General features: G+C 36.4%; 28 protein-coding genes and 1 tRNA gene. 11 read left to right on the forward strand and 18 right to left on the reverse strand.

Annotated features, from left to right (window positions below; genetic code table 11):
- Positions 1–17: 17 nt before the first annotated feature.
- The 4 genes from PKC21_07715 to PKC21_07730 all read right to left on the reverse strand — a co-directional run bounded on the left by PKC21_07715 (position 18) and on the right by PKC21_07730 (position 4,946).
- Complete coding sequence (locus PKC21_07715) at positions 18–1,661, reverse strand: hypothetical protein (GenBank protein ID HMR25224.1); 1,644 nt, start codon at positions 1,659–1,661, stop codon at positions 18–20.
- 136 nt (positions 1,662–1,797) lie between these two features.
- On the reverse strand, positions 1,798–2,880 hold the full coding sequence (locus PKC21_07720) for an ATP-dependent 6-phosphofructokinase (GenBank protein ID HMR25225.1): 1,083 nt from the start codon (positions 2,878–2,880) through the stop codon (positions 1,798–1,800).
- A complete protein-coding gene (gene cutA / locus PKC21_07725; GenBank protein HMR25226.1) occupies positions 2,856–3,167 on the reverse strand; it encodes a divalent-cation tolerance protein CutA in 312 nt (103 codons plus the stop codon). Before cutA ends, PKC21_07720 begins: the two co-directional genes overlap by 25 nt.
- 153 nt (positions 3,168–3,320) lie before the next feature.
- Positions 3,321–4,946 carry a hypothetical protein gene (locus PKC21_07730; GenBank protein HMR25227.1) on the reverse strand — a complete coding sequence of 542 codons (1,626 nt, stop codon included), beginning with the start codon at positions 4,944–4,946 and terminating at the stop codon, positions 3,321–3,323.
- Positions 4,947–5,046: 100 nt separating this feature from the next.
- On the opposite strand from PKC21_07730, the gene PKC21_07735 reads away from it, so the two are divergent.
- Together PKC21_07735 and PKC21_07740 are read left to right on the forward strand one after the other, a co-directional pair.
- On the forward strand, positions 5,047–5,589 hold the full coding sequence (locus PKC21_07735) for a hypothetical protein (protein HMR25228.1): 543 nt from the start codon (positions 5,047–5,049) through the stop codon (positions 5,587–5,589).
- Between the two features lie 9 nt (positions 5,590–5,598).
- Positions 5,599–6,033, forward strand: coding sequence for a sulfur transferase domain-containing protein (locus tag PKC21_07740; GenBank protein HMR25229.1), 435 nt, complete (start codon positions 5,599–5,601; stop codon positions 6,031–6,033).
- A 24-nt stretch (positions 6,034–6,057) separates the two neighbouring features.
- On the opposite strand, the gene PKC21_07745 is transcribed toward PKC21_07740, so the two are convergent.
- Positions 6,058–7,416, reverse strand: a complete 1,359-nt coding sequence (locus PKC21_07745) for an MATE family efflux transporter (GenBank protein ID HMR25230.1) — start codon at positions 7,414–7,416, stop codon at positions 6,058–6,060.
- Between the two features lie 57 nt (positions 7,417–7,473).
- Between PKC21_07745 and PKC21_07750 the strand changes: the two genes are divergently transcribed.
- A complete protein-coding gene (locus tag PKC21_07750) occupies positions 7,474–7,821 on the forward strand; it encodes an MGMT family protein (GenBank protein ID HMR25231.1) in 348 nt (115 codons plus the stop codon).
- A 5-nt stretch (positions 7,822–7,826) separates the two neighbouring features.
- On the opposite strand, the gene PKC21_07755 is transcribed toward PKC21_07750, so the two are convergent.
- Entirely contained in the window at positions 7,827–9,284 is a 1,458-nt protein-coding gene (locus PKC21_07755; protein HMR25232.1) for a trypsin-like peptidase domain-containing protein, read from the reverse strand.
- 119 nt (positions 9,285–9,403) lie between these two features.
- Between PKC21_07755 and PKC21_07760 the strand changes: the two genes are divergently transcribed.
- Positions 9,404–10,111, forward strand: coding sequence for a MarC family protein (locus tag PKC21_07760; GenBank protein ID HMR25233.1), 708 nt, complete (start codon positions 9,404–9,406; stop codon positions 10,109–10,111).
- An 82-nt stretch (positions 10,112–10,193) separates the two neighbouring features.
- Here the strand turns inward: PKC21_07760 and PKC21_07765 are convergent, their stop codons facing one another.
- The 3 genes from PKC21_07765 to PKC21_07775 form a co-directional block, all read right to left on the reverse strand.
- The gene (locus PKC21_07765) at positions 10,194–10,796 is read right to left on the reverse strand and encodes a YceI family protein (protein ID HMR25234.1); all 603 of its coding nucleotides are present in this window, start codon (positions 10,794–10,796) and stop codon (positions 10,194–10,196) included.
- 111 nt (positions 10,797–10,907) lie between these two features.
- Positions 10,908–11,705 carry a hypothetical protein gene (locus PKC21_07770; GenBank protein HMR25235.1) on the reverse strand — a complete coding sequence of 266 codons (798 nt, stop codon included), beginning with the start codon at positions 11,703–11,705 and terminating at the stop codon, positions 10,908–10,910.
- 9 nt (positions 11,706–11,714) lie between these two features.
- Positions 11,715–12,032: a helix-turn-helix domain-containing protein gene (locus tag PKC21_07775; GenBank protein ID HMR25236.1), complete on the reverse strand. Its 318-nt coding sequence runs from the start codon at positions 12,030–12,032 to the stop codon at positions 11,715–11,717.
- Positions 12,033–12,154: 122 nt separating this feature from the next.
- Here PKC21_07775 and PKC21_07780 point away from each other — a divergent pair, with 122 nt between their 5' ends.
- The 3 genes from PKC21_07780 to PKC21_07790 all read left to right on the forward strand — a co-directional run bounded on the left by PKC21_07780 (position 12,155) and on the right by PKC21_07790 (position 14,011).
- Entirely contained in the window at positions 12,155–12,727 is a 573-nt protein-coding gene (locus PKC21_07780; protein HMR25237.1) for a nitroreductase family protein, read from the forward strand.
- Between the two features lie 113 nt (positions 12,728–12,840).
- Entirely contained in the window at positions 12,841–13,425 is a 585-nt protein-coding gene (locus tag PKC21_07785; protein HMR25238.1) for a DUF5698 domain-containing protein, read from the forward strand.
- 130 nt (positions 13,426–13,555) lie between these two features.
- Positions 13,556–14,011 (forward strand): hypothetical protein, encoded by a 456-nt coding sequence (locus PKC21_07790; protein HMR25239.1) that lies wholly within the window; start codon positions 13,556–13,558, stop codon positions 14,009–14,011.
- Between the two features lie 179 nt (positions 14,012–14,190).
- On the opposite strand, the gene PKC21_07795 is transcribed toward PKC21_07790, so the two are convergent.
- The 5 genes from PKC21_07795 to PKC21_07815 form a co-directional block, all read right to left on the reverse strand.
- On the reverse strand, positions 14,191–14,763 hold the full coding sequence (locus PKC21_07795) for a hypothetical protein (GenBank protein HMR25240.1): 573 nt from the start codon (positions 14,761–14,763) through the stop codon (positions 14,191–14,193).
- 123 nt (positions 14,764–14,886) lie between these two features.
- A complete protein-coding gene (locus tag PKC21_07800; GenBank protein HMR25241.1) occupies positions 14,887–15,444 on the reverse strand; it encodes a hypothetical protein in 558 nt (185 codons plus the stop codon).
- A 1-nt stretch (position 15,445) separates the two neighbouring features.
- Positions 15,446–16,738: a hypothetical protein gene (locus PKC21_07805; GenBank protein HMR25242.1), complete on the reverse strand. Its 1,293-nt coding sequence runs from the start codon at positions 16,736–16,738 to the stop codon at positions 15,446–15,448.
- A 19-nt stretch (positions 16,739–16,757) separates the two neighbouring features.
- Positions 16,758–17,279 carry a hypothetical protein gene (locus PKC21_07810; GenBank protein ID HMR25243.1) on the reverse strand — a complete coding sequence of 174 codons (522 nt, stop codon included), beginning with the start codon at positions 17,277–17,279 and terminating at the stop codon, positions 16,758–16,760.
- A gap of 115 nt (positions 17,280–17,394) precedes the next feature.
- Positions 17,395–18,333, reverse strand: a complete 939-nt coding sequence (locus tag PKC21_07815; protein ID HMR25244.1) for a hypothetical protein — start codon at positions 18,331–18,333, stop codon at positions 17,395–17,397.
- Positions 18,334–18,611: 278 nt separating this feature from the next.
- Between PKC21_07815 and PKC21_07820 the strand changes: the two genes are divergently transcribed.
- Entirely contained in the window at positions 18,612–19,073 is a 462-nt protein-coding gene (locus PKC21_07820) for a hypothetical protein (protein ID HMR25245.1), read from the forward strand.
- A 617-nt stretch (positions 19,074–19,690) separates the two neighbouring features.
- A complete protein-coding gene (locus PKC21_07825) occupies positions 19,691–21,580 on the forward strand; it encodes a hypothetical protein (protein HMR25246.1) in 1,890 nt (629 codons plus the stop codon).
- Between the two features lie 129 nt (positions 21,581–21,709).
- Here the strand turns inward: PKC21_07825 and PKC21_07830 are convergent, their stop codons facing one another.
- From PKC21_07830 to PKC21_07840, 3 genes are all read right to left on the reverse strand, one after another.
- The gene (locus PKC21_07830; GenBank protein ID HMR25247.1) at positions 21,710–22,000 is read right to left on the reverse strand and encodes a YdeI/OmpD-associated family protein; all 291 of its coding nucleotides are present in this window, start codon (positions 21,998–22,000) and stop codon (positions 21,710–21,712) included.
- Between the two features lie 47 nt (positions 22,001–22,047).
- Complete coding sequence (locus PKC21_07835; GenBank protein HMR25248.1) at positions 22,048–23,199, reverse strand: PQQ-dependent sugar dehydrogenase; 1,152 nt, start codon at positions 23,197–23,199, stop codon at positions 22,048–22,050.
- Between the two features lie 146 nt (positions 23,200–23,345).
- Complete coding sequence (locus PKC21_07840; protein HMR25249.1) at positions 23,346–23,783, reverse strand: hypothetical protein; 438 nt, start codon at positions 23,781–23,783, stop codon at positions 23,346–23,348.
- A gap of 164 nt (positions 23,784–23,947) precedes the next feature.
- On the opposite strand from PKC21_07840, the gene PKC21_07845 reads away from it, so the two are divergent.
- A complete protein-coding gene (locus PKC21_07845) occupies positions 23,948–24,550 on the forward strand; it encodes a hypothetical protein (GenBank protein HMR25250.1) in 603 nt (200 codons plus the stop codon).
- A 117-nt stretch (positions 24,551–24,667) separates the two neighbouring features.
- Here the strand turns inward: PKC21_07845 and PKC21_07850 are convergent.
- Positions 24,668–24,743 (reverse strand) — tRNA-Asn (locus tag PKC21_07850).
- 269 nt (positions 24,744–25,012) lie between these two features.
- Between PKC21_07850 and PKC21_07855 the strand changes: the two genes are divergently transcribed.
- The coding region (locus PKC21_07855) for a prepilin-type N-terminal cleavage/methylation domain-containing protein (protein ID HMR25251.1) at positions 25,013–25,595 on the forward strand (583 nt) is incomplete at its 3' end.

Raw genomic sequence — 25,595 nt, forward strand, 5'->3', positions numbered from 1 at the left:
AAAGAAAATAATAAATCTTATAATTTGCAAATAGAATAAGACGGTCTGCTATAGATCATGGTTTTACATAAACTGTAAGGCTCGTTGTGATCTTCTGCAATAAAATCAACAGATGAAAATAAAGTGTAATTATTGTTGTAGGGAGGAAAAATTAAGTAAGCATTTTGTTTTAAGTCTATGGACGTATCTGTTTTTTGAAAAAAATAAAAACTATGCGGCATAAAATCTATAAAAGTTAAAGCTTCTAAGCCGTAGTAATAAGAGTAAAAATAAAATATACTTTTTTCTGGCAGCTCCTGCTTAATAAAATCTGCCACCTCGCTTTGCGGTTTCCAATTGAGTATATGATTAACCGGTAATCCTATACCTCCTTTTGGACGAGCTGAGTGCCGTTTTACATGCCATAGTTCAAACTTTTTTTGAGAGATGTTAAAAGTATGAGAGTAGGTTGGATAATCTAAATTAAAGCCAATCAACACAAGCGCGGCCAAGGCAATAAGACGTGCACTTAAGGGTTTTTTAGATGGATCAAACAAAGCATGAATCAATAACGATAAAAATATTCCAAAGAGGCACCAAGCAAAAAACATAGGCCCCCAAAGATGTCTAAACCAACCGGTTTTATTTAAAATAATAAACCAAGCAATGTAAAAAAAATGGCTCAAGTACAAGGTGTTAAGACAAAAGATTTTTTTCAGTGTATCCTGTTTTTTATAAAGCACAAAAGCAATGGCAAGCCAAAAGACAAGAATGCTGTACACCCCAAGATCATATGACACGGTTATATTGGTTTGAATCTGTTTGAATATTTTTTCTAAATCAAAATGATTAAAGGTTGAAGTGCCAGAGCCACCATAAGAAAACTTAAGAAGACTTGCAGAAAAATAGGTTTTTACTGCTTGAAAAGAAAAGATGTTAATAATGATAATGATTTTTATCAATAGCCAAGAAACAGGGCTGATGAGAAAAAATGTTAAGTATTTAAAACTGGCTTTTAAAGGCTTTTTTAAAAAAACAGCCACTAAAAAACCTGATGCTGGAATAAAGTAGATGACTTTGCATAAAACAGCAAAAGATAAAAATAGACTTGATAGGTTGAGTTGATTTTTTTTATAAAATAGTAAGGCCAATAAAAAAAACAGTAGTCCGGTAGATTCAGCATAGTTTTGATAAATATATTCCATGTAAATTTGAGGTAAAGTGTAGAAACATAAAAAAACACAAAAGCAAGCCAACTTGCCAAAATGTTTTGCAGTTAGTCCAAGCACAAGCATGAATAAAAGTGTCATCACCATAAATGGGATAAGGGCAGCGGAGAATCGATTGCTGCCAAAAATAAATACAGTTATAGCTGCTGCAAGGGTATGAACAGGGCCCACAGTCGCATGCAGGTCAAACCAATTGAATCCGTGTTCATCAATAAGCGCGCAGGTGGCAAAAATATCATTGATACAGTCTTGTTTTTGCGGAGTGTAATTGCTGTCTATTGGCACAAGGGAGGATGCATATTTTCCATGCAGCGCAAGATTGTGTGAAGTACTGTAAAACCAAGCACTGTCTTGGCTGATTCCACCGTAGGTATGAAAAAAGACCAAACCTTTTAACATCAGAATAAAGGTCAGCGTGACGGTTAAGCAAAGGGCTTGATTTCTTTTTTGCAAACAATAATTGATGATATTGTTTAGAATAGGATTAAAAGAGGTATGTTTTACTGCTGGAATAATACATCATGCTAACAAAAAATAGGGTGTATACAAAGCAAAATTAAAATTTGTTAAGCCGCTAAAGCCAGAAATTTTAATCAGTGTTTAATATGCAAAGTTGATAAAACTCTTCTGGGAGGGTTTTTTGTTGTTCTTGGTTGTCAGCAAATACTTCATCAAAACTTGTATGGATAATGTTTCCTTGTTTAAAGCCTAAAATTTGATTGAATTGTTTTTGTTTAATCAACTCAGCAGCTTTTGCAGCCAATGAAAAAGCCAGAATTCTATCCATAGCACTGGCTGCACCACCGCGTTGCAAATGGCCCAGAACCAAAGAACGGGCATCCCAATCAACAAAATCATTCATCCAGTCACTAATATAATCAGCTATGCCGCCATAGCGTATACCGCCTTTGGCACTCATGCCTTTAAAGCTTTCATCTTGTTCAAAGATTTGTATTGGCTTATCATTTTCATCCAGCAATATGGCCCCTTCAGCTACGGCAATCAGCAAGTATTTTTTTTGCCCTTCAAATCGCTTAAGAATATTTTGTTTGAGCTGATCCAATCGAACGGGGTGTTCAGGAACTAAAATAATATCACAATTTGAGGCTAATCCAGCATAGGCTGTTAAATGACCGGTATGTCTACCCATCACTTCAATGACCATGGCACGACTATGGCTTTTTGCGCTGGTTTTAACTTGCTCTATGCTTTGGCAGACAGTTTCTACAGCGCTGACAAAACCTATGCTAAAGTCATTGTGTGGGATATCGTTATCAATGGTTTTTGGGATGCCCATGATGGGGATGCCAAGTTTTTCATGAATTTGCTTGGCTACATAGAGGGTGCTATCCCCGCCAATGATGACCAAAACATCCAAAGCATGTTCCTTGATGGTTTTGGTGATGTTATCCAATTTGTCTTGTGAGTTGAGGGGAAAACTTTTGGCACTTTTTAAAATGGTTCCACCTTGATGACTGATTTCATCAATCATGCTTGCGTCCATAGGAATAAATTGATTTTCAATTAAACCATTCCATGAACGATAAAAGCCAATGACCCGGTTGTCAGGTAAACTGGCTTTGATTAAGCCGGCTATAGCGTTGTTAAGACCGGGACAGTCACCGCCTCCTGTAATAAGGCCTATATTTAAAGCGTTGTTTGTTTTTGACATGATTCTAACATCCATTGTTGATAGTTTGCATCGACATGACTCAGATTAATGCTGATAATTTCAGGGCAATCATAAGTATGATGCTGTTTAATGCATTCATATAGCTTTTTTTCTAAATGCGATAAAGTTTTAAAGTAAACTAAATATTCTTGGCTTTCTTCAATAGTACCATCCCATTTATACAGGGATGTCATAGGACTTTGAATTTGTGCGCAGGCGCAGATATTTTGTTCTATACAAACTTGAGCTACTTTTTTAGCCAGCTCTTTAGAGGGAAAACTGCTCATAATTATGAGACTGTGTTTTTTCATATGAGAAAGCTAACAAAAATACAAAAACATGGCCAGTGCTATTCAATCTATGGATTGATTTTGCTTAAGTTTTAGCACTTTTTATACACAAGCTTTGAAATAAATAGATATTTTTTTAGCCAAGGCAGTTTAATTTGAATTGTTTGTACTAAATATATTTTCATAACTTGACTTGCTAATAAAACCATAACGTTTAAGAAGGTAGAGTTTATTTTGGTATTTATCTGCGCAAACATTTTGTTCAGCATTAACCAGTTTTGACCACCATTGCGGATGAGGATGTCTTTTAATCTCTTCAACATAGGTGGCAACATCTTCTTGGAGTGAGAAGTTCCCATATGGCCGGATATATCCACAAAATGGCCTTTTAGAGAGATCGTGCAACAGTTGGTTTTCAGTATGGGATAGGTTTTCTCCACTTAATATTTTTGAGTAAACAGCAATAGCTTCAGCAGAAGCCTTTAAATCATGATTCCAGACTTGAAAGTAAAGATCTTCATTGCCAAATACAAGTTGTTTGTAATCTTCATCATTCACTTTTTGCCATAGATCGTTAAAATATGACGATTGATCATAAGTGAGTATATTATGGTAAGCATGTGCAAGTTCGTGAAAAAATTCTGGTAAACCCATGCTAGGAGAAAAGTTGATTTCTTGGTTTACAATATGGGTATACACTTTCTTTGATCCCACAGAGAAACTAAGAACTGATGCTTGAGTGTCTGCTGAACTTAAGTCGTGGTCTGAACTGTTCTTAATAAAAATTTTGGTTAATTTGGGTAGGGGTGGATGATCTTTTGCCCAGCTTTGTAAATAATTCAGCAGCTGATAAAGTTCTTCATTGGCGATGCGGATCATATAATAGTTGCGACCAGTCTGTTTTACAAGGTGTTCGTTGGTATAACCACTGTCATCAACTTGCCTTAGATCAGGGTAATGGTTTTGTAACTTTTGAATGATGTAGCTCTTGGTAATTAGTCTGGCAAGCAATTGGCTTGCAGAAAGATGTTTCTCATTTAAGGTTAATCCAGATGAATTGTGGGCTGAGTTCAGTAGGTAACTATGCAATTTGATATCTAAATATCCAAGGGAGTGCTCATCAGACAAGTAGACGATAGGTGTAAATGTTTTTTTATCGCCGTGTGCAGTAAAACTTTTGAGTTGAATGGGAATAGGGTTTTGTGTATGCGCAATGCCTTCAAAGTTTAAGGGTGCATGCAGTTTGTTACTGTAAAGTGAAAAAATGGGTGTATTAAGTTCGTCATTAAAATAAAGTTCAAGTTGGGCTGGATTATCGCTGTATAAAGACAGTGTATGTTGAGTTGAGTTTTTTTGATAGCGCACATAAGCGTGAGGATCAATTTCTAAACTAAGGTTTGCCAAGCTATCATGGATCATAGGTTGATAATCCGGCTTGAAAGTAAAACTAACTGCCTCATGCTTTCCAGGATAATAAGTGAAGGATTGATTCTCAGTGTTGTTGTAAAAACAGGCCAAAGATAGTTTTGAAGAGCAATTTTCAGTCAAAGCAATCTGATAGGTAAAATCAGGGAGGTAGTCAGGTTTGAAAATAGATAATGTAAACCCATTGAGCATAAGTTTTTTATTTTTATTAATATAAACAGATAATACATTGGAGTACTTATCATATACACAATCATCGCATTCAATATGATGGTGTCCTAGCATTTGGTTGATATTGCCAGCAAAGCTTGTGCTTAGTAAAACAAAACAAATTAGTACAAAAAATCTCATGCAATGCGTCTTATAATAATCAATAATAAAAATCAAAGGGTTTAGACTAAAGTTAAGATGGGTGGATGATTCTTGGGAACTTAGGTATAATGATCTTTCAATGAATATAAAATTGAAAATAGTTCAACTAGGCCTTATTTTTTTTGTAGCAGTGGTGCATGCCCAAGATTACTGTGAGCCACCTGTGCGCGGTGTTTATGAATCTGGACCTGATTTAAAAGATATTTTTTCTTTTCAAGCCAGCGAGGTTCCTGTGTTTGTAGAAGATGATTTTTTATTGGAACCAGGAAAACAGGCGGGGCAGTTTTTTTTAAAGACAAGTGTGGAAGATATAAAAGCCAAGTTGCCTTTGGGAGAAGGAAAAAATAAAGCCAACCCCATCAATCAACAAAATAATGTTTATTATGAAAGCTATGCAGAGGGTTTAGGGTTTTATTTTAAGCAAGACAACTTGGTTTTGATTGAAGTGAACAATGTGGATTATAAAACACGTGATAGCTTGGCTATTGGAGCAAGTGAAAAAAAATTACAAGACATCAAAGACTGTCAGGTCAGTAAAAACCAATACCAATGCGATGGCATTAACTTTATTTTATTAGATGAAGTCATAAAAACAATTCACATTTTTGTGAAAAACGATTAACCTTGCAGCATGCAATTAACAACACCCTATGTATTTAATGAAGAATCATCCCAAATGTGCTCTGGGCAAATTTCACCGCAAGATGTTCCAGTCTTAAAACAAGAAGGTTTTGCGCATGTGATTAATTTAAGAGGGCAAGATGAAATGCCTTCACCGCTTGAAGAAAAAACATGGTTTGCTGACACAGGTATACAATACCATCATTTGAATATTGCCAGTGCCAATGATTTATCCAAAAGCAATGTTGAGGCTTTTAGTCAAATGCTTGCAAATATTGGTTCTGAAAAAACATTGGTTCATTGTGGAAGCTCCAATCGTGTTGGAGCCATGTATGCCCTAAAAGCCTACTGGTTAGATGGCAAAAATAAAGAAGAAAGTATAGCTATTGGTGAGCAAGCTGGATTGACCAGTTTAAAAGAGACCGTTCTTGCCTTAATGGCTTAAGAATTACTTGAGCTTAAAACCACTTTATGGATTGTTTAAAATACTAGGTTTAAAACAAGCCATGAGTGTTTTTCGAATATAGTACAAGGCAGCAAGACCTGCAAAAATGTTGGCAAGACCGGCAGCATAATAAATGCCACTGAGTTTAAAAAAATAACTTAAAACAAAGGCTAAGGGAATATACAAGATCAGCGTTCTTAAAATGGTAATCCACAAGGCAAGTTTTGGTTTTCCCATTGAAATTAGAGAAGAATTGGTGTTGGCCAGAAAACTCAAAAAAACATAGCTTAGGGCAACTGACTGCATATAAATGGTTGCACTACGGATAACCTCGGGATTGTTACTAAAAAGCTGACTAACATTTTGGGCAAAAATCACGCAGATTAAACCCATAATCAATAAAATTACAGTTGAGCTTTTATTGGCAAAAGCAATGCCTTGTTTTAAACGATCATTAAGGTGAGCACCAAAATTTTGTCCAGCATAAGGGCCAAGACCAGCGGCTATACCCATCAAAGGAATGGTGACAAAGGACTCTACTTTTGAAGCCACTCCAAAACCGGCAATGGCCTCAGGACCGTATTGGGCAATCATTTTGGTGATGATGGCAATAGAAATAGGGCCAATCATATTATTTAAGGCTGCAGGAATGCCCAAGCGTATGAGATCACGTATGTGTTGCAAACTTTCTTGTATGTTTTTAAACGGACGAACCAAAAGCTTTTCTCGATAATGTAAAACCAAAAGTCCGGCTATAAGGGTAAAAACTCTAGAGATAACGGTTGCGTACGCTGCGCCCTTAATGCCAAAAGCTGGAAAACCAAAGTAGCCAAAAATTAAAATAGGATCAAAAATAGCATTGACGCCAGCGGCAACCAACATAACAATGGCTGGAAACAAAGTGTCTCCCAAGCCTCTAATGGCACCATTGCCCATCATGGGGATTAACAAAAATATAATGCTGTAGTACCAGATTTGCATATAGTCTTTAATTAAGGGCATTAAGTGGTCTTTGGCGCCAAGGCTTTGAAAAACCCAATCTAGGCTTAATTGACCAAAGAGTGAAATAAACAATACAATGACCAAAGCAAAACACAGACAATCAGAAACAGTTTGTTTGATTTTTTGACTTCTTTGTTCACCCATCAGACGTGAAATCATGCTGGTCATGGCCATGGTCATGCCAAAAGAAATGCTACCCACCAACATCACTACAGGAAACGTAAAGCTGATAGCAGCTAATGCATCTGTTCCTAAACGACCAATAAAATAGGTGTCTATCAAATTAAAGACCATGATTGAAAAAACACCCACCATCATGGGTAAAGCCAGTTTAATGATGTGAGCTGCAACAGGCCCTTGTGTTAAATTTTTACGTTTCATAAAGAATCCGTTAAGTTAGCATTGTGTGTATGTGGTGGTAAAGGTATATTTGTTTTAATGAATACAGGGGTTAAAAAAAGCTCTCTTGAGCAAGGACAATTTTTTAAAAAAGTTTATTTGCAAGTAAAAAAAATACCTTATGGTCAAGTATCAACCTATGGAGAAATTGCCAAACAAATAGGCTTTAAACATTATGCAAGGCATGTTGGCTATGCGCTCAATGCAGTTAAAAAAGAAGATGGTGTGCCCTGGCATAGAGTTGTCAACGCACATGGTAAAATTAGTCTCAGAAAAGAAGGTTTAGCAAACTTTTTACAAAAAGAATTGCTAAAACAAGAGGGCGTTGTGTTTGATGATTCCGGTAAAATTAATTTAAACCTATACAGGTGGCGTCCTCAAATTTAGCTTTGCTACTCTTTTTCCCAAGTTAAACTGTTTTGATTCCATTTAAATATGCGTAAAGGATCTGTGGTTGTAGACAGTTCAAGGCTACTGGCGTTTTTACCGGAGTAAAAATAATTTGAATTGCTGTAAACAATGCTGAGTAAATCGCCATTGCGTAATGTTTTTAAAACTTTAACCAGCTGATTCAAATTATTTACGGCAATACCATTGATTTGTGAAATAAAAATAGCACGCTCATTGGTTCGCTCACCATCTTCTTTTAGACGCCCTGATAGAACATCAAATGTACTGCCAACATCGGCCGAATTTAAAAATACACCACTTAAGTCACAATTGTAATAAAAACATATGCTAGGGGTAACCTGGTGAAAAACGGCACCTGCATATTTTACAAAACGTTTAGGAAGATGTTTATGCGCATCCTCCACATTGAGAGAGACTTCAAAAAAATGTGAAGGCTTTTTATTTTGTCTATAAACACGCAGGTTAATTTTTTTTCCTACATTTTGATTTACCAGCTTATCAAATTCATACAAAGAGTAGCCTATGGGAAGGTATTGTTTTTGATTGTGACCTTTGATGCCCACAATGATGTCTCCTACAGACAGTTTTTTTGAAGTTTCGCTGTTGCTGATGAGTTTGGAGATTTGCAAGACATAGTGTAAGTCTTTGTTTTCTTTTAAACCAGCTTGAATGTATTTTTCCGGCAAGCCCCAAGTTTCAATAGCTGTTGAGGCGCGTAAAGTTTCTAGATGCATCAATAGATCACCGCGCTGGGGTTGTTTTTTCTGTTGCAGTAAGGCAAGCGCATCTTGGACATAATCAATTCTTAATTCATAGCTTTCATCATTTTTCCCACTGGAATGCAAACCAACAACTTCACCGTTTTTATTCCACAAAGGTGAGCCACTGGCTCCGCCAGCTCTGGGCAAAGATAAATGCAGGTGGTGACTGTACCTTGAGCTATTGGTAACCGCAAAGCTAACAAAGGGTTTGTTAACATTGCCATATTTTATGGAATAATCTGAACCAGAAGAATGCCCAATCATCATCAGTTTTTCTCCTGGTTTAACACTTGTGTGTTGCCCTAAAACAACTTCTTCCAATTCAAATGTAATATTTGCATGTTTAGGATCAAACTGAATAAAAGCAAAGTCATGCCATGGATCAACATAAAGAACCTTGCCAGGAACTGAGCGGTTGTTAAAAAAATAAATTCTCAATTGTGTCAGAGGGCTGATGCTGGTTACATGTCGGTTGGTAGCAATAATGCCTCTTTTTTTATCAACAATAAAACCTGTGGCTGTTCCGCTGTATGGAAAATCATTGTCCAAGCCTATGCTGTTGGCTACATACAGTTTTACAACTGTAGGGCGCATTTTTTGTTCAAGCTCTTGCCAAGCTTGATTTTGAGCAAGAACTAAGGATGTAAAAAATATGTAAGCTACAATCAATTTTTGCATAGCATTTGCTTGTAATTTAAAAAAGATAGTTTGGCAAATGTATGAATCTACTCTCAATGAGAGCTTTATTTTTTTAAACCTTTATACAATCTTAATATTTTTTTGCTACTTGTACGACAATGAATGATTTGCATACTATACTCAGCTCTTCTGCTAATGTAAGTACGGAGTTTGTAACATTTAATTTTTTAATTATCACAATATCCAGTTTATTATCAGCCGTTAATCCTCTTGGGGCATCCATGTTTTTTATTTCTCATCCCAGCGTTTTATCTTCTAGAGTGATGCAAAAAAAAATGGCAAAAAAAACAGGGCTCAGTGTTTTTTTGATTTTGTTACTGTTTTCTTTAGGAGGAGAACTGGTTTTTAAGTTGATGGGGATCACATTGAATGCCTTTCAGATTGCTGGAGGTATTTTTGTTTTTGGTGTTGCTTTGGACATGCTTAAGGGAAAACATGTAAGAACAAAAACACTGCCTGAAGAACAAGCAGATGCTCTTGAAGAAGAGGATATTTCTATTATTCCATTGGCCATGCCACTCTTGGCTGGACCAGCGTCTATTACTATGGTGATTGTTTTAAAGGCAAAGGCTTACAATGTATATGAAGTTGCAGCGGTATATGGATCTATTTTATTTGTTAGTTTGTTAACTTATTTTGCGTTAAGGTATTCACATGTATTGCTAAGGAAAATAAAGCCATCAGGGATAAGAATTGTTAATAGAGTGATGGGACTTTTGATTGCAGCCATTGCTGTACAGTTGGTTTTGGATGGTGTGATTAAAGCGTTTCCGGGTACAAAAACTATTTTGAGTTCTACTCAGTAACATTGTGTTTGAGTTAAAAAGTATTTAAAAGTAAAAAGCAGTGAGGTAAATCACCTCACTGCTTTTATTGATTGAATAGAAATTATTTTTGAGTTTTTAAAACGATATCAAGTACAATTTCATCTTTAATCAACTTGTCTCCAAGTTTTTTAACAGAAAAAAAGCTTCCTGAATTGTATTTAACATCAAACTCAGCTCTGTTAAAGGTAACATCTTCAGCTTTGGCAACAGTAACACCATCTTCTTGCATCACATCAGCATCAAAGCTAATAGGTTTGGTTTTATCTCTGATGGTCAAATCACCGGTAATAGAATGTGTGCCATCTTTTTTTGCTTTTACATCAGTAATGACAAATTTTGCTGTAGGATGTTTTTCAGCAGCAAAAAAATCATCTGATTTAAGGTGGTCAACCAATTTTTTATTGTATTTTGTGTCTTCAACATCAGTATTAACAATGCTAGACATATCAATAACAAACGATCCACCAGTTAATTTATTTTTTTTCATTTCAAGAGAACCTTCACTGATGGCAATGGTTCCAACGTGGGTATCACCTGTGATTTTTTCTCCTGTCCAAGAAATGGTGCTTGCATCTTTATCAACAGCAACAGTTTGCACTTTTTTTGCGGCAAATGCTGCCGGGACTAAAGCCAAGCTTAATAAAGTTAAAAATATTTTTTTCACAAAAACTCCTTTGCTAAAATGTGATCAATAATTGCTGTAGTTTAAGCACATAAAATAAATTAGCAAGGTCTTATGTAAAAAATATATTTATATTTTTAAACGCTATTGTAATCATGAATCAAAACGGTAAACCCAAGAATGACTTTTTCCTAAATGGTTAAAATTCAGTTTATTTAAAGCAATAGCACTCTTAGGAGAAGATTCACTGACAACAAACGCTGCCCCATGCTGATGCGCGAATTGCATTCTTGCCATTAAATTGGCTTTGTATAGGCCTTTTTGTCTGAACTTTTCTAAAGTGCCACCGCCAAACAAAAAGCCAATTTTGTTGTATAGCTTTACCCAACCCACAGCAGCTGGTTGCTTGTTCAGATAGCTAATATAAACGCTAACCAAGTTTTTTGAATCAGCCAGTTCATGTTTTAAACCATTGTTCAAATACTCACTTAAAGTTTCTGAAGGGGGCCCAAAAATTTGTTCTAACAAGGAAAGTAAAAGCTTAAAATCTTGCTCGGACTCAACTTTTTTATTGTTGATATGCTGAGAATAAGCAATGGAAGCATCTGCTTTAGAATAAAAAAAATCTAAAATACGAGGGGGTTTAAAGTTTAAGTCAGTAAGAAGTTCAGGTGAAAAATCAAGTTCAGGTATGGGAAAAAGTCTTAATTCAAAAGCTTTTCTTTGTCTTTTTTGTGCCAAATCAATTTCATCTTTAACCAGGTGCATAAAATCTATACGTGAGCAGGCTTTTTTTAAATGCAAAGCATAATAAAAGGCAGCATCTCCCGGCCCAATATAGCGATCAAAGTATTCAGTGCTTTCTACGTGCATGTTTTTATCTGGCATAGGGGAATGTTGTGCAAACATATTTAAAAGTTCTGTTTCAAACGGTTTGGATTTTTTTTGCATGATCAAAGCTTACTTTCTTTTGCTGAGCTTTTTGCCTATTTTGGTCATGGATTGAAAAATGGGTACCAAGTCTTTGCCTACAGGGCCCAAGCTGTATTTAACTTTGGGTGGTTTACAAGGAAGGACAGTGCGTTTAATAATTAATTCTGCTTCAAATTCTTTAAGTCTTGTGGCCAATACTTTTGCTGAAATGTTGTTTAAAACATTTTTGAGTTCGCCATAAAATAAAGGACCATTGCTAAGGTGATAAATAATCTCTAAAGCCCATGCTCTTGAGATTATTTTTGAGCAGGTGCGAATAGGGCAAATTTCTTTTGAAGAATTCATGGTTACTTTTAATCAGATACTTACTAAAAGTTATCTTATGTGTTATAAGTTTGTCAATTGAATCTGTTTTTGTATTGAATTTTTAATAAGTAATTGTGAAAATTCTCAATGAAAGGGTGCGTATGAGTCAAAGAAAAAGTCATAGTAGAAAATTAAAAAAACAATTTATTACGCGTTGGTCCCCCCGGTCGTTTATGCACAAGGATGTTGAAATTGCTGATTTAGAAGCATTATTTGAAGCTGCACGATGGGCACCTTCATGTTTTAATGAACAACCGTGGATGTTTGTTTATGCAAAAAAACAAGATGATTTAAAACGCATGCAATCTATTTTGGTGGATAGCAATCAGGTTTGGGCCAATCATGCACCGGTATTGATTGCTGTATTTGCCAGAAGAAATTTTAACTCAACCGGGCAAGAAAATGAGTGGGCAGCTTATGACACGGGAGCAGCGTGGATGTCATTGTGTTTACAAGCGCATGCTATGGGTATGATTTGTCACGCTATGGGTGGTTTTAAAGCCAATGAGATTTATGATGTGCTTAATGTTGATCAGGAAAAGTATCAGGCGATATGCGTTGTTGCGGTTGGTTATCAGGGAGAAAAAGAGAACTTGCCAGAAAATTTAAGAGAAAAAGAAGGGCCAAGCCAACGCCAACCAGTAGAAGCCTTTACATTTGAAGGTAAGTTTTAACTTTGTACAATAATATATGAACTAAAAAACTCTATACATGCAGTGAAAACAGTATAATAGCGGTTTTATGCTTAAGATTTGGATAAAGTAAAACATCGTAGTATGTAATTTTAATGGATATTTTGTTGGATAATTTAAATGGCTTAGATTACGTAACACCCATATTAATCTTTTTTGCCCGTTTATTGGATATGACCTTGGATACGGTTAGGGTGATTTATGTAACACGTGGAGAAAAGTACACAGCTGCAATTTTAGGCTTTTTTCAGACCTTGATTTGGGTTTTTGCTATATCACAGGTGATCGCAAATTTAGGCGGCTTACTCAATGCTTTTGCGTATGCGGCGGGATTTTCAGCGGGCACATTTGTTGGGATTTTTGTAGAAGGAAAATTGGCTTTAGGTAAAGTGATGTTAAGGTTGGTTACAAGAAAAAATTCTGATGACCTGCTAAGTGTTTTAGAGGAAGCTGGTTATGGCTATACTGTATCTAAGGGTCACGGGCATCGCGGAGAAGTCAGTATTATTTATATTGTTGTGGTCAAAAAGCTTTTAAAAAAATGTATGGATTTGATTCGTCAAAATCATCCGCGAGCGTTTATTTCTGTGAGTGATGTAAAGGAAGCTCAGGAGGATATTATGCCGCCGTATAAAAAGTATTCTACAGGTTTTTCCTGGATGCAAATGTGGAAACGTTAGACTCACATCTGCCCAGCTTTTGCAATTAAAAATGTTTTTTAAAATGTAAAAAAAATAAAAAATAAAAAGACAAATAGAATAAATAAGGCAGAATATTACATCAGCGCATGGTGCGCACGGAGGATATTTTATGAAAAAAATAATGTTTTTGGCTTTAATGTTTGTTGTATCAAGTGCATTTGCTCAAACACAAATCACAGCAAAATCAGGTAATGTTAATATTAGAAACATACCAAGCACAAAAGATACGGCAACAGAAAAAACCAGAGTTGTTGGAACCATCAATGATAAAGAAACCTACACGGTTGAAGATCGTCAAGAGGTATCAGGTAAAACTTGGTATAAAATCAACGAAGGTTGGGTTGCTGGTTGGTTGGTCAGTGAAGTAAAAGACTTGTCCATTCACGGTGATGGTAGTTCTTCAAGCGATGATTCATCCTATGATGATAGTTCAAGTTCAGACAGCGCTACAGATACAATGGATTCATCAGCGTCTTCAGATGACAGTGTTTATGATGAGACGGGTACTGGTGATGATGACAGTGGTATTGATGATGTTGCTGGTGATGACGAAGGCAACGAATAAAAAATTAATTTAAGCTAAAAACAAATTAAATTATATGCTTTAAATAAAACGCAGTTTGTTTTTATGAATGATATTGACGCAGAGCAAATAGTCAGTCACTGTCAGGTTCTATAAAAACAAACTGCAATTGAGTTCTTAAAAACAACAATCAAAAAATTTTAGGTAATTGCCTGTAAACCCTATTTATTAAGGTTTAGAGGTGTTTTTTCCGGTTTGAATTCACCATCAATCTTTTGCCAACTTGAATATGAAAAACCAATGACATCACCGTCTTTTAACTTGTAGGTACCTACGCCTTCAGGAGACAGTTTCCATTGATTGTTGTCTAAGTAAAAGAAAGCCCAGTCATGTGCTTTGCCATTGATCTTTTTTCTGGTGATGTTGTTAAGGGATAAAATGAGCACTTGAGGTTCTTTGTAGCCGGGGTGGTATTGTCGGTCAATGTGGGCTTTTTGTAAAACATCATAAGCCGTGACAATGTTTTGATTAAAAATGGGATCTTGATTAAACGATACAATTTCAAAAAATGGCGTGCCGTGTTCATGCGGGTCTATGATTAAGGCCACTTGGGTTCCCGGTTCATCTTTAGATTTAGAAAATTGTTGAATAAACTTAGGGATGACAATAGCAACAGACTCAGCTTCACTTAAAGTTGGTTTTTTAGCAAACAAGTCTTTGATTTGATCACAACCAGATAAAAACAAGCCTAAAAGCAAAAGGATAATGAAAGGTTTAAAAGTTAATTTTTTCATTCAGATACATCTAGCAAGATGGTTTTTATGCGTCAATAATTGTTAATGATACGTGCATTTAATAAAAAAGGCTGAAAACTAGCAATAAGTTTCAGCCTCTAACAATTGTTGTACAATTTTGAGCTATTGTTTTAAATCAACGGGTCTGTGTTTGGGTAAGTCTGACTCATCCAAACCTGTAAAAGAAAGACCAATAATAGAACCGTCTTCTAGTGGGCAATCACCTAAAGCAAAAAAGCAAGTGTCTGGTTTTCCATCCAGCTCACATTCAAAGGTATCGTTGTACCATTCTTGTTTTTCATTGTGCCACTGAGAAAAAGACCAGCCAACCGATTTCTGATTGCTGATGCCATTTAAACCGATTAAGAAAAATCCTGTTTCTGGGTTATTGTAGCTTGGGTGGTACATGATTTGTAAACCTGTTTTTTCCAAAGCTTGATACGCAAAAAGTTTTTCAGAAGTTTTTCCAAAATCAATGATTTGAATGCGATAAGGTTTGGATATAGGATCAATGACAATGGCCACTTGGATGCCCTCTTTTTCCTGAGCTGTTTGAAAGGCTTGCTTAAACTCTGAAACGTCATTAAAGGTTGCTTGTTGGGCATAGGTAATAAACAATGGGCTTAAAGCCAAGCTTAAAAAGAGTGTAATGAATGAAAAATTAGATTTAAGGTTTAACATGTTAAGTGTCTCCATCTCGTTTATTTTTTTGTACAAAATAATGAACCAGCTCAATTGCGTCAATAGAAAAGCCAGCGTTTGGTAGGCTATTGGTTAAACAATACTGTCTAACATTTTCATCTGTCACAATTTCCAAGTCGGATACCATGATTCCGTCAATAGAATCAAGTTTATAGATAGCTAGATCAAAGCCGGCAGAGCCACTGCCATTAGAGCCCATAATTATCTGGCCCAATGGATAAGATTTGTCTTCTTTTATTCCATAGACATTGGCCATCTTTTTTGGGCCTTTCATGCTTGGAACTGGAATATGTAAAATAAAGTCAATGCCAGGCTTATCCAATAAAACGTGATCTCTAGCAAAAACGACATTGAGTTGCCCAGAAAAGCCTATACACTGTATTCTTTCTGGCGCTTTTGTATGCTCTTGCGGGATATAATCTGGCGGGCCCTCTAATCTTGCTTTTATGTTGGATAAATAATGTTCTTCTAAGCACAGTCCAGGTTCTAATTTTAAAGTATAGTTGTTTTTTTCAGCTGTTTCATAAGCAGGGGTTTCGTTTTCGTCTTCATCTTGCGGAGTATCCATTTCACGCGGGTTGTTTTGTTCTAATGATGATGAGGATGTTTTAATTGAGTAGGGAAGACTAGTTCTAACGGGCAAGGCCTTTTTTGAGCTATTAAAGGCAATTGTGTTTGATGAAGCATTCTTGTTTGGTTTGGGTGAGGGGTTAAAAGTTTTATTCTTGCTTTGCCTGTTTTTTTGAGATTGTTGTGCAGTGCTTGTGTCCCAAGGGTCAATGTAAGCATAGCTGTTTGGAGCTTCTTGGCTAGATTTAGGTTCTGATGCAAAGGTTTGTTTGTCGGTTAAATGATTTGCCGTGGCAGAATCCATAGGGTTTAATAGAGCATTTTCAACCATTTTTGGTTGGATAGCTGCGTTCATTGTCCTAGAGTCAGTTTCGTTGAGGCTGGGTTGAAATAAATGATTGGATGAAGCAAAAGACGTGGTTGCAGAACCACGGACGCTATGGCTTGTATGCTTGGGCGTGTTTAAGTTTGTTTTGTAAATATCTGCTTGGGAAGGGTGTAGGGTTAAATTTGTCTTTTGGATCTTAAAAGCTTCAGAATAACCCGCACTACTTAAGTTGGCTTGCGTAATAGGCTGATCTTTGTTTAAAGGTTTTTTAGAATTAGCTTTGTTTGGTTTTGCAAAAAGCAAAAAAAAGGCAGAAAAAAGGCCTGCAACAATAAACGTGGCTATAAACTCTTGTTTGTTATTGTTACGTTTCACTGGAATAATACAATAGGCATCAGTTTTTTACCGAGCTTAGTGATTTTTTTAGGAATAGATGTTTTTTAGCCAAAGCATGACCCATCACTAAAACAGGAGTCCAAAGAAGGTTGCTAATCAGTGTCATTCTGAAAAAAGGCAACGCAGATTTATAGCATGCAATTAAGCCGGGTAAATTTTTACTGTACATCCCGCTGGTTGCCCAAACCGCAAAATTACTGATGAAAAAAAAGCTTAATGCACCCAAAAGGGCACTTAAAACTATACCAAATTTTACATTTTTAAAAGTTGCACCAATAGCAGCTTGCACGATGAATGCAAGGTATATGAATAGCGATATACTGCTTAAAAAAGCATAGCCATAAATTTGGGCCAGTAAAAAATCACTGACAACCATGGCCACAACGATGGATAAAAAAGCTTGTTTTTTAGGCTGGGTTCTACCATTTAAAATGGCTAAAGCACCCACAGGGGTAAAGTTAGGGGCATGCGGCAATATACGAAACAAAGAAACCATAAGTGTTGTAAAAATCATTTGCATAGTCCACCGTTTAACAACTTAATCTTTTTCAGTCAATCAATGGTAGGAGATTTTTTATATAAGAAATGAGGTCGTTATTAAGCACATAAAACGACCTTCTGTTTGACGGATATATTTAAAAACATTCAATATTTGCAGGTATCCAAGGGTTGATATCGCCATCAACATTGTATTTACATTGAGCTTTTTCAAACATCTCTTGAATGTGACGAATAAAAGAAATACTACCTACCTCACAATGTCCGTTTGCAAAATCGCAGAGTTCTTGCAAAGAATCTTTTTGATTGAAATGTTGCCCGTAAGTATTTATAAAATCGCCATCCAATTGCTCTAAGTTAATATTAATGTCTTTTACATCAAAGCCAAAAAGCCTAATGGTATGCACTCTAATTTTATTGTACTCAGGATCATATTCACCGTCATAATACCTGATGGGTCTGCTCAACTCTGCTTCAGTCAGTAAAGTTTCTGCAGAATCTATATCTGTAATATTGAGAGTATTTCCATTGTCTAACCTAATATGAGCGGGCAAAATATCATGAAATACACGGTAAGCCGCTTGTTCTTGATTGGTGACGGCGCCTCTTTTTGCCACGCTTGGATAACTTATGCCAAGCATTCTTTCAACAGAGGGTTTAAGCGCTTGATGAAAGTCAGCAACCACTTTTTTTCTGGCTTGATCTGGTTCAAGCGCTTCTTCTTGAAGATAGGTTTTGAAACGCTCAATGATGAGTTGAGTGATAGTGTATACAGGAGCATTTTCAGAATTTTTTTTATTGCCTCCGGTTTGCCAGTAAGCAGCTTCATACCAGTTGTTGCCAATTAAGTTCCCATCTTTGTCATTAGCAAAAATAGTACTTAAATCTAACCTACCATTTTCTTTGCTGACTCCTTGCTTTCTGTCCCAGCTAAACAAATCGTGTGAAGCTAAGCCCAAAATTCCAATATCTTTAACCAAGACTTGTATTTTGTGACCGTTTTCTTGGGCTTTAAGCAATGAAGAAAAAAAACATAAAGATAAAATAAAACAATAACGTGCCAATCTATAAACCATTTCATACTCCTAAAAAGTTTATTCATTAAGCACGCTACGGCTGTTTCTTTTATTAACCTTGAAAGGATGTGAAACCAAAATACTAGCCATAAAATGTTAGCCAGCAGCGTGCAATATATTATTATTGATATTGATTATCATTTATAAGTCAAGAAAATAATCAATAATGATAATAGATATCATTATTGAAAAATGCTTGACTTGTGATGTTAATTAATATTGATAGTCGTTATTAATTAGGTATTAAATAACTTTATTACTAAAAAATAGGGGAAAAAATGAAAAGAATAGTTTTAGTTTTAATGGTCATGGTGTTGGCATCTAATGTTTATGCACAAAGAAGATCAACCCGTTGGTCCAATATATCAAAATCTAAGGTTAATTTAACAGGACTTAAAGCGCCGTCTATTTTTGCTTTTGCGGCATCTGATCCACAGAATAAGCGTGGGCAAAGTCAGTCCAATGCTTCTTTTAATATTGAAATCAATAATGCTGAGGCAAGTGGCTTTCAGTTGGTTGCTTTGAATGTATGTAACCAAGGTAGTGAAGAAAAATGTCAAAGTTTAAGTGGAAGTTATGAACAAAGGTATACCAATAACAATATGTTACTTGTAACAGTTGACTATGAAGTAGAGGTTTGCCAGCTTCAAGAAGACGGTACACAAAGGTATTTTCAATTTATCTTCTCAGATGATCAAAACACAAATTATCAGCCATTGATCTATACGATCTGTGATTGATAGAAGTTATATGTTTATTCAATAAAGCTTTAAACAGCAGAGACTCTCTATCCTATGGCCTATAGAGTCTCTGTTAGTAATGTGTAGGTTGAATTGCTTGGGTCAATTATTGTTTTAGATCTTATCAGGCTTAGTGAGCTGCAGATTAACTTTCATAGAACGTTAACTGAAGGCTCATTAGAGTTTGGATAGTATTGGGCAAGTTTTAGCTTATCCAACAAAGTATTTAATGTTTGTTGGCTTAAGAGCATTTCATTCATGCCTATGCGTAGGATGTATAGTGGTTTAATTTTATTCAGTAACAAGCTAAGCAGAAAAATGGATTTCTACGAGCTCAAACAGTGGGCAGCAAAGCTGCCCAAACGCGCTGTACGAAATTCCATTTTTCTGCTTTGTTACCACTTGTAGTTAAATGACTATATCCACCACAATCGCTGGCACTAAGGGATAAAGGTTTTTTATCTATTATTTTAATAATGATCACTATCTTTTATTTTTGCAAATTAAACTTTACTAGATCCGTTTCATCATTTTTTTGGCTAAAACTTTCATATTTTTTAAGATGCTGTAGACTCTTAAAAAGTCGTCATTAGAATTTTTTACAAGGAGTGTTGACAATGAATCTGAAAGCCCTAGGACATGTTGCGCTGTATGCAGCAATCTTTATTTTAAGTGCCTGTTCTGAAAATCTATTACCCAATGTAGGCTCCAATAACTTGGCTGTTGTGCCAAATGTGGAGGCCTATTGTTTTGAGTCTAATCCGGCCAATAATTGTCTTGCTAGTTTTAACAACAATCAAGCGCATATACTTTTGTTTACCAAAACTTCAGGTCAACAATCTGCGTTTTCAAGTTGTTCAGCAGTTCAAGCAGCTCTAGAGGCGCAAACGTTTAATTTATCTTCCACAGCGGCAGTGGGGTTTGCGGATATTGAATGTGAAGATGATGGCATGACCACGGACTGCTATTTAGATAATAGAGTTAGCTGGGAAGAGGCAGAGTTTGCCAATCTATTGCAATTGCCCAAAGATGATTATCTTGTACTTACAGTTTTTAAAAACAATCAAGATGATGATGACGATGAGCTTACACAGCCAGAGCCTGGGGACTATATTCAATGCTCTGAACTTACTTTAGAAGATGACACAGCAGATGATGATTTTGAGTTAAATCCAACAACCGATACTTTAAGTGTCAACTGGCCATTCATTCAAATTCCTGGCATTAGCTTTGTATGTAATGAAACAGCCAATGCAGATTGCACTTTTGCACAAGATGGTGAAGATGTAGCCTATGCCTTTTACAAAAATACCAGTTGCTCTGCCTTACAAACCGGAATTGAAGATGCCTTAATAACAGCGGATAAGCATATAGTAGGGGATACTACAGCAGTATGTTTAGACTCTGGTCCAGACACTTGCGCTTCTGGCACACCAAACGCTTGGAATTATGCTGGTGGTGGAGGTTCTTCAACCACGGATATTTTGGCAGGTACGTATGCAGTGGTGGCGCATATGGGTGACACGTCTAGCTTTCCTGTTCAAGGTGATGTTATCAGCTGTAAGGAAGTGCAAATAGATCAAAGTGTAAGCATGATCAGTTTGCAAGAAGCAGATTTGTTAAGTATTACTTGGCCATCGCTTGCCAGCTTAGAACAAGTGGATATGACCTGTACAAGTGCCGGTAGTGATAACTGTACGGTAGCATCCATAGATTCAAATTCTGGTTTTCAAGGTTATGTTAAAGACAAAACCTGTGCCCAAGTTTTAGCCCTTTTAGAGGCCGGGGATGAAAATTCAATTGCTATGCATGCGCAAGGTGGCGGAACCGCAACATGTATGGCAGGTAGTCCAGATAGCTGTTCAATGTCTGTAAGCTCTTGGGCCAGCGGAATAGAGGGAGGTTCATCTATGCTTACGCAAGTGCCACAAGGTAACTATGCAGTGATATCATTTGTAGATCAGTTGGGTGAGGGCAATCCCAGCCCAGGAGATGTTTTGCATTGTAAAGAAGTTACACTGGCCGTAGCTTCTATTGGTAACATTGCGTTAGACAACGATGATCTTGTTGAGCCTGATTATCCTATTATTTTTAGCCCATCATTAACAGCCATATGTGATGATTCAGTCAGTGGAACAGCCAATTGTTCTGTAGCGGCAGATGGCAGAAATGCAGACTACTTCTTTTTCCCAGCAACAGATTGTGCATCGTTGCTGGCTGGAAATGCATCCAACCCAACGCATGCGGTTACGGTGTCAGCGTCTTGTAATGGAAGTACTCCCAATACCTGTACCCAGACAGTGCTGGCCAATCAGTGGGAAGATGAAGATACAGACCCAGCACCATTCATTGAAAAAGGAAGCTATGCGGTTGCAGGCTTTATTAATTTTGATGGTCTAGAAGATGGTCCAGAGCCAGGTGATCCCTTGTGGTGTAAAGAAGTGGTCTTAGGTTCTGCAACAACCAGCATCAGTTTGGCCAATGCAGACTTAAGAAGCTTTGAATAACAATTTGTAGTGTACAGAACAAAAAGGGGTTTTTAATAACGATTAAAAACCCCTTTTTTATTTGATTGTGGCACATCAAACACAAAAGCAAAGAACGACATAAGTTTTAGATTAATTTACAGAGGCTTATTAAAACCACTTTGCAGCACTGGGTCTTCTATGCGGACAGCCCGGCCAACAACAGGGTCTTTTTTTGCCCGCACTTAAATCTTCTTGCATTCTAAGGATTCGTTTTGTTCTGGTTTCTTCTTTTTTTGCAGAACTCACCCAACAAATCCATTCATTTTGTGCTAGTGGTGTCAGCTGATCCCAGGCTTTTTTAAGAGAAGCGTTTGTGTTGATGGCAGCGTTTAAATCACTGGGCAAATCATGCAAAGGGCCAGTTGCTTTTTTGGACTTTGTTTTTTTCTTTAGGGTCATTACAGTCTCTCTTAACTTTAATGGTTTAACGCATAGAGCATGCTTAATCAAATGCCAGGGTTGTTGTTGGCATCAATGCAATATAGATCACCCGAGTCTGTAGAGAAATATAGTTTTTCATCTGGTCCCATTTTAACATGACGAATACGCTGTTTTAAGTTTTTTAAAAGACGCTCTTCCTCAACCACTTTTCCATTTTTTATTCTAATTCTATTGATATGTGTCAGTGCCAATGCGCCTGAGAATAAATCTTGATCCCAAAATTTAAGCACAGTTCCTCGGTATTGAGCAAGACCAGAAGGAGCAATAGAGGGTACATAATAATGCAAAGGTTGTTCAAGGCCATCTTTTTTATTCAAGCCGCCATTGATTTTAAAACCACTGTATTCTTTGCCATAGGTAATGATGGGCCAGCCATAGTTTTTTCCTTTTTCAATGATATTGATTTCATCGCCACCTTTTGGGCCATGTTCTTGCTCATACAAGGTGTTAGAGTTGATATCAAAAAAGAGGCCTTGTGGGTTACGATGGCCATAAGACCAGATTTCTGGTTTTGCATCTTTAGTCTTAACAAACGGGTTGTTTTTAGCGGGCTTGCCGTCTAAATCCAAACGCAAAATTTTCCCATTGTGACTGTTTAAGCTTTGAGCCAGATCACGGTTGCCACGGTCGCCAACGCTTAAAAACAATGAACCCTGACCATCAAAAGCTATGCGACAGCCAAAGTGGTGTGAAGTTTTAAAATAAGGTTGGGCTGTGAATAAGGTTTTAAGGTTTTCAAGCTTGTTGTTGCTTAGGTCAGCTTTGGCTAAAGCGGTGCTTTGACCTTCTTTGGTTTTAGTGGAATAACAAAAATAAATGCTTTTTGTTTTATTCTGGTTGTGATGAACCGCAATATCAAGCAAGCCACCTTGACCACCCACATAAACATTGTCCAAGTCTTTAATCAGCAATGAGCTTTTGCTTTTAAGATCAAACAGTTTGATTTGGCCAGAGACCAAGGTGTAAATAATGTGCTGGTCACTGACAAAGTCAAATCCCCATATGGCTCGTTTTTCTTGTAAGATCTTTTCTACCTTAAATGAACCATGTTGTGACTGCTCTACCCAAGCCGCTTGTGCGGATTTTTGTTTGCAGGCAATAAAACATAAAGACAACAAACTGCATAAGCGAATTAACTTTGTATTGATTGTAAACATAAGATGGCATGATTATGGCGGCTGGTGGGCAATTGATCAAGCTATTAATTAAAGTAAAAAATACAATCAATTTATTGAGTTGATTTTCTTTGTTTTAAGATAGGACAAGGAAACAATAGCTTACTATACTGCAATAACATAAACCCTTACTGCGTGGGTAAGGGAGTAATTTTTAGCGTTCCTTCTTGATCTAGTTTGAGTTCAAAATTAGGATTGTCAAACAGTGTTTTTTCCAAAAATTGCAACATGTCTGGGTAGTTTTCTGCCGGAATCTCTCTAGAATCAATTTGAATACTGAGTTTGTAATAGATGCGTGTGACTGGGTTTTGAATGTAATAACCGGGTAAAGTTTTAAGAGACATGCTGTCATCAAAATAATTTAGTTGCCAAATGATAAGACCATGATGCTCATAGCCTGTATCCGTTGGAAAACTGAGAAAAAACAAAAAGTCAGAAAACTGAGCGTCCGGTTTAAGCTTGTCTTGTTGTTCTAAAAAAATATCAATGGCTTGGCCGTTTGGCCCAGGTACTTGACTATAGGTAATGCAAACCCAACTCAACAACAAAAGAATAAATGTTTTCATGTGTTCCCCCAATTAAAAACTATAATAATCCATAATTATTAAGTTATTGTTTAATGCTTGTCAACTGGGTCAGCTTTTTTAAATTGCCTATAAGAATGCTTAGGAAAAAAGCAAAAAAATAATGCGTTGCGTTTTTTTAGTTTTTATGGTTTTTAGTCTTTGCTATGAAAGTAATTAAGTTTTTATTGGTATCTTTGCTGTTTTTTATGCAACATAGTTATGCTCAAGAGAAATACCCCACTTTTGAAATGATAACAGGTAAGATGTATCATTTTGGGGTACATCAATCTGTTTTTATTAATACTTACCTCAAAGATTATCCTGAGTTAAGAACTGACTTTGAGTTAATGATGGTCAATTTGGAAAAATGTGGACAAGAATTTGATTCAGAATTCTGCAAGGATGAATTTTTTCAGAGAATTTTTTATGAACTTTTTAACTTGTACAAAGATGAAACGTACCAAAAAGAATTGAGAATTCTTTATGATACGGCAAGTCTTGTAGGGGCAACACCCTTCATCTATATTAAAAACATAAGCAGTGATTTGTCAAAGCAAGTAAAAGGGCGCTGCGTTTTAGCACTTGAGATTATTTTTCAAAATGTTGTACTCATGGGTAAATTTAATAATTTTGATAAGATGACAATGGAAGATGTAACAAAACTTTCGCTCAGACAGCAAGAGCGTCATTTGGACGATTGGATACAACAAATAGAAAAAAGCTGTGGTAAAAATATTTTTTCAAAAGAAGAATTAAAGAAAAACTAGATTGTGCTAAAGCTATACTTTGAAAACTCAAAGTTTAAGACTAGTTATGAGTAAACATAGCTTTGATTTTTTTAATATGACTCGTATTAGCGTTAAGCTTTAAGTCTGAAGCCTTAATGGCTCCCCGGGACGGGCTCGAACCGCCGACCCAATGATTAACAGTCATTTGCTCTACCGACTGAGCTACCGGGGAATTTTTGAAAGTCTGTCATACCGAGTTTGCGGACTTTGGTCAATAGTTTACATCAAATTTTACATTGTATGGGTATAGATGGGCTTTATTGTTTATAAAGTTGCAATACGCTTAAGTATTTTAGCTGTGAAAAAAATACAATAATCTGTTAGAATAATGAATTACAGTCCATTATTTTCATAAATTTTGTAAGTAATCGATTTTTAAGCTTTTATGGCTATGATTTAGATAAAATCAAAACAAATAGTCCAAGTTTCTAAGAAAAAAAGATGAAAAAAGATAAGCATGGTTTTACATTAATAGAATTGCTCATTGGCGGGGTCGTGGCAAGTTTCTTATTGATGGGTGCTTATCGCTTGTTCATTGCTTCAACATCGCAAGTAGGAAAAACGGTTAGCAATACCCGTGGCCGGGCAGCAGTAGAAAAAATATTGGATCAAATTGCCAGCCAAATTCGTAACAGTTATGACATCAGTGATACCAGTATATCACTGCGCTTAAATAAAGCGCCATTGAATTGTGGTGATGATGCGCATAGCTCATCCATTGTTGCATTTCCTGGGATGGATAAGACAGCCATAGAAAATTTAACAACATCAGCCATAGATCCGTCAACAGCCAATATCAGTGCAGAAGCTGATGGGATTAGAGTGGCCTATGTCCCCAGTGACAGCTATCCTACAGATTTAGTTGGAATAGAGATTTCATCAGGGCTTTACAAGCCCTATCCAAGTAACGATGCAGCCAATTATAAGATCAATATTGGAGATAAAGTAGCCTACCAGAACATGAACGTGGGTGATTTTTTTATATTATCGGATACAGACGGTATTCGTTTGGGGCGGATAACGG

It is taken from the genome of Oligoflexia bacterium (genome assembly GCA_035326705.1).
GTDB lineage: Bacteria > Bdellovibrionota_G > JALEGL01 > JALEGL01 > JALEGL01 > JALEGL01.

Bases quoted from the DNA above. Each gene is read 5' to 3' on its own strand.
- PKC21_07835 (HMR25248.1), bottom strand. From the start codon at position 23,199: ATGTTTACAATCAATACAAAGTTAATTCGCTTATGCAGTTTGTTGTCT.
- PKC21_07790 (HMR25239.1), top strand. From the start codon at position 13,556: ATGAAAAAAATAATGTTTTTGGCTTTAATGTTTGTTGTATCAAGTGCA.
- PKC21_07750 (HMR25231.1), top strand. From the start codon at position 7,474: ATGAATACAGGGGTTAAAAAAAGCTCTCTTGAGCAAGGACAATTTTTT.
- PKC21_07820 (HMR25245.1), top strand. From the start codon at position 18,612: ATGAAAAGAATAGTTTTAGTTTTAATGGTCATGGTGTTGGCATCTAAT.
- PKC21_07780 (HMR25237.1), top strand. From the start codon at position 12,155: ATGAGTCAAAGAAAAAGTCATAGTAGAAAATTAAAAAAACAATTTATT.
- PKC21_07830 (HMR25247.1), bottom strand. From the start codon at position 22,000: ATGACCCTAAAGAAAAAAACAAAGTCCAAAAAAGCAACTGGCCCTTTG.
- PKC21_07755 (HMR25232.1), bottom strand. From the start codon at position 9,284: ATGCAAAAATTGATTGTAGCTTACATATTTTTTACATCCTTAGTTCTT.
- PKC21_07825 (HMR25246.1), top strand. From the start codon at position 19,691: ATGAATCTGAAAGCCCTAGGACATGTTGCGCTGTATGCAGCAATCTTT.
- PKC21_07745 (HMR25230.1), bottom strand. From the start codon at position 7,416: ATGAAACGTAAAAATTTAACACAAGGGCCTGTTGCAGCTCACATCATT.
- PKC21_07740 (HMR25229.1), top strand. From the start codon at position 5,599: ATGCAATTAACAACACCCTATGTATTTAATGAAGAATCATCCCAAATG.
- PKC21_07800 (HMR25241.1), bottom strand. From the start codon at position 15,444: ATGTTAAACCTTAAATCTAATTTTTCATTCATTACACTCTTTTTAAGC.
- PKC21_07845 (HMR25250.1), top strand. From the start codon at position 23,948: ATGAAAGTAATTAAGTTTTTATTGGTATCTTTGCTGTTTTTTATGCAA.
- PKC21_07760 (HMR25233.1), top strand. From the start codon at position 9,404: ATGAATGATTTGCATACTATACTCAGCTCTTCTGCTAATGTAAGTACG.
- PKC21_07795 (HMR25240.1), bottom strand. From the start codon at position 14,763: ATGAAAAAATTAACTTTTAAACCTTTCATTATCCTTTTGCTTTTAGGC.
- PKC21_07815 (HMR25244.1), bottom strand. From the start codon at position 18,333: ATGGTTTATAGATTGGCACGTTATTGTTTTATTTTATCTTTATGTTTT.
- PKC21_07770 (HMR25235.1), bottom strand. From the start codon at position 11,705: ATGCAAAAAAAATCCAAACCGTTTGAAACAGAACTTTTAAATATGTTT.
- PKC21_07775 (HMR25236.1), bottom strand. From the start codon at position 12,032: ATGAATTCTTCAAAAGAAATTTGCCCTATTCGCACCTGCTCAAAAATA.
- PKC21_07840 (HMR25249.1), bottom strand. From the start codon at position 23,783: ATGAAAACATTTATTCTTTTGTTGTTGAGTTGGGTTTGCATTACCTAT.
- PKC21_07730 (HMR25227.1), bottom strand. From the start codon at position 4,946: ATGAGATTTTTTGTACTAATTTGTTTTGTTTTACTAAGCACAAGCTTT.
- PKC21_07810 (HMR25243.1), bottom strand. From the start codon at position 17,279: ATGCAAATGATTTTTACAACACTTATGGTTTCTTTGTTTCGTATATTG.
- PKC21_07785 (HMR25238.1), top strand. From the start codon at position 12,841: ATGGATATTTTGTTGGATAATTTAAATGGCTTAGATTACGTAACACCC.
- cutA (HMR25226.1), bottom strand. From the start codon at position 3,167: ATGAGCAGTTTTCCCTCTAAAGAGCTGGCTAAAAAAGTAGCTCAAGTT.
- PKC21_07720 (HMR25225.1), bottom strand. From the start codon at position 2,880: ATGTCAAAAACAAACAACGCTTTAAATATAGGCCTTATTACAGGAGGC.
- PKC21_07735 (HMR25228.1), top strand. From the start codon at position 5,047: ATGAATATAAAATTGAAAATAGTTCAACTAGGCCTTATTTTTTTTGTA.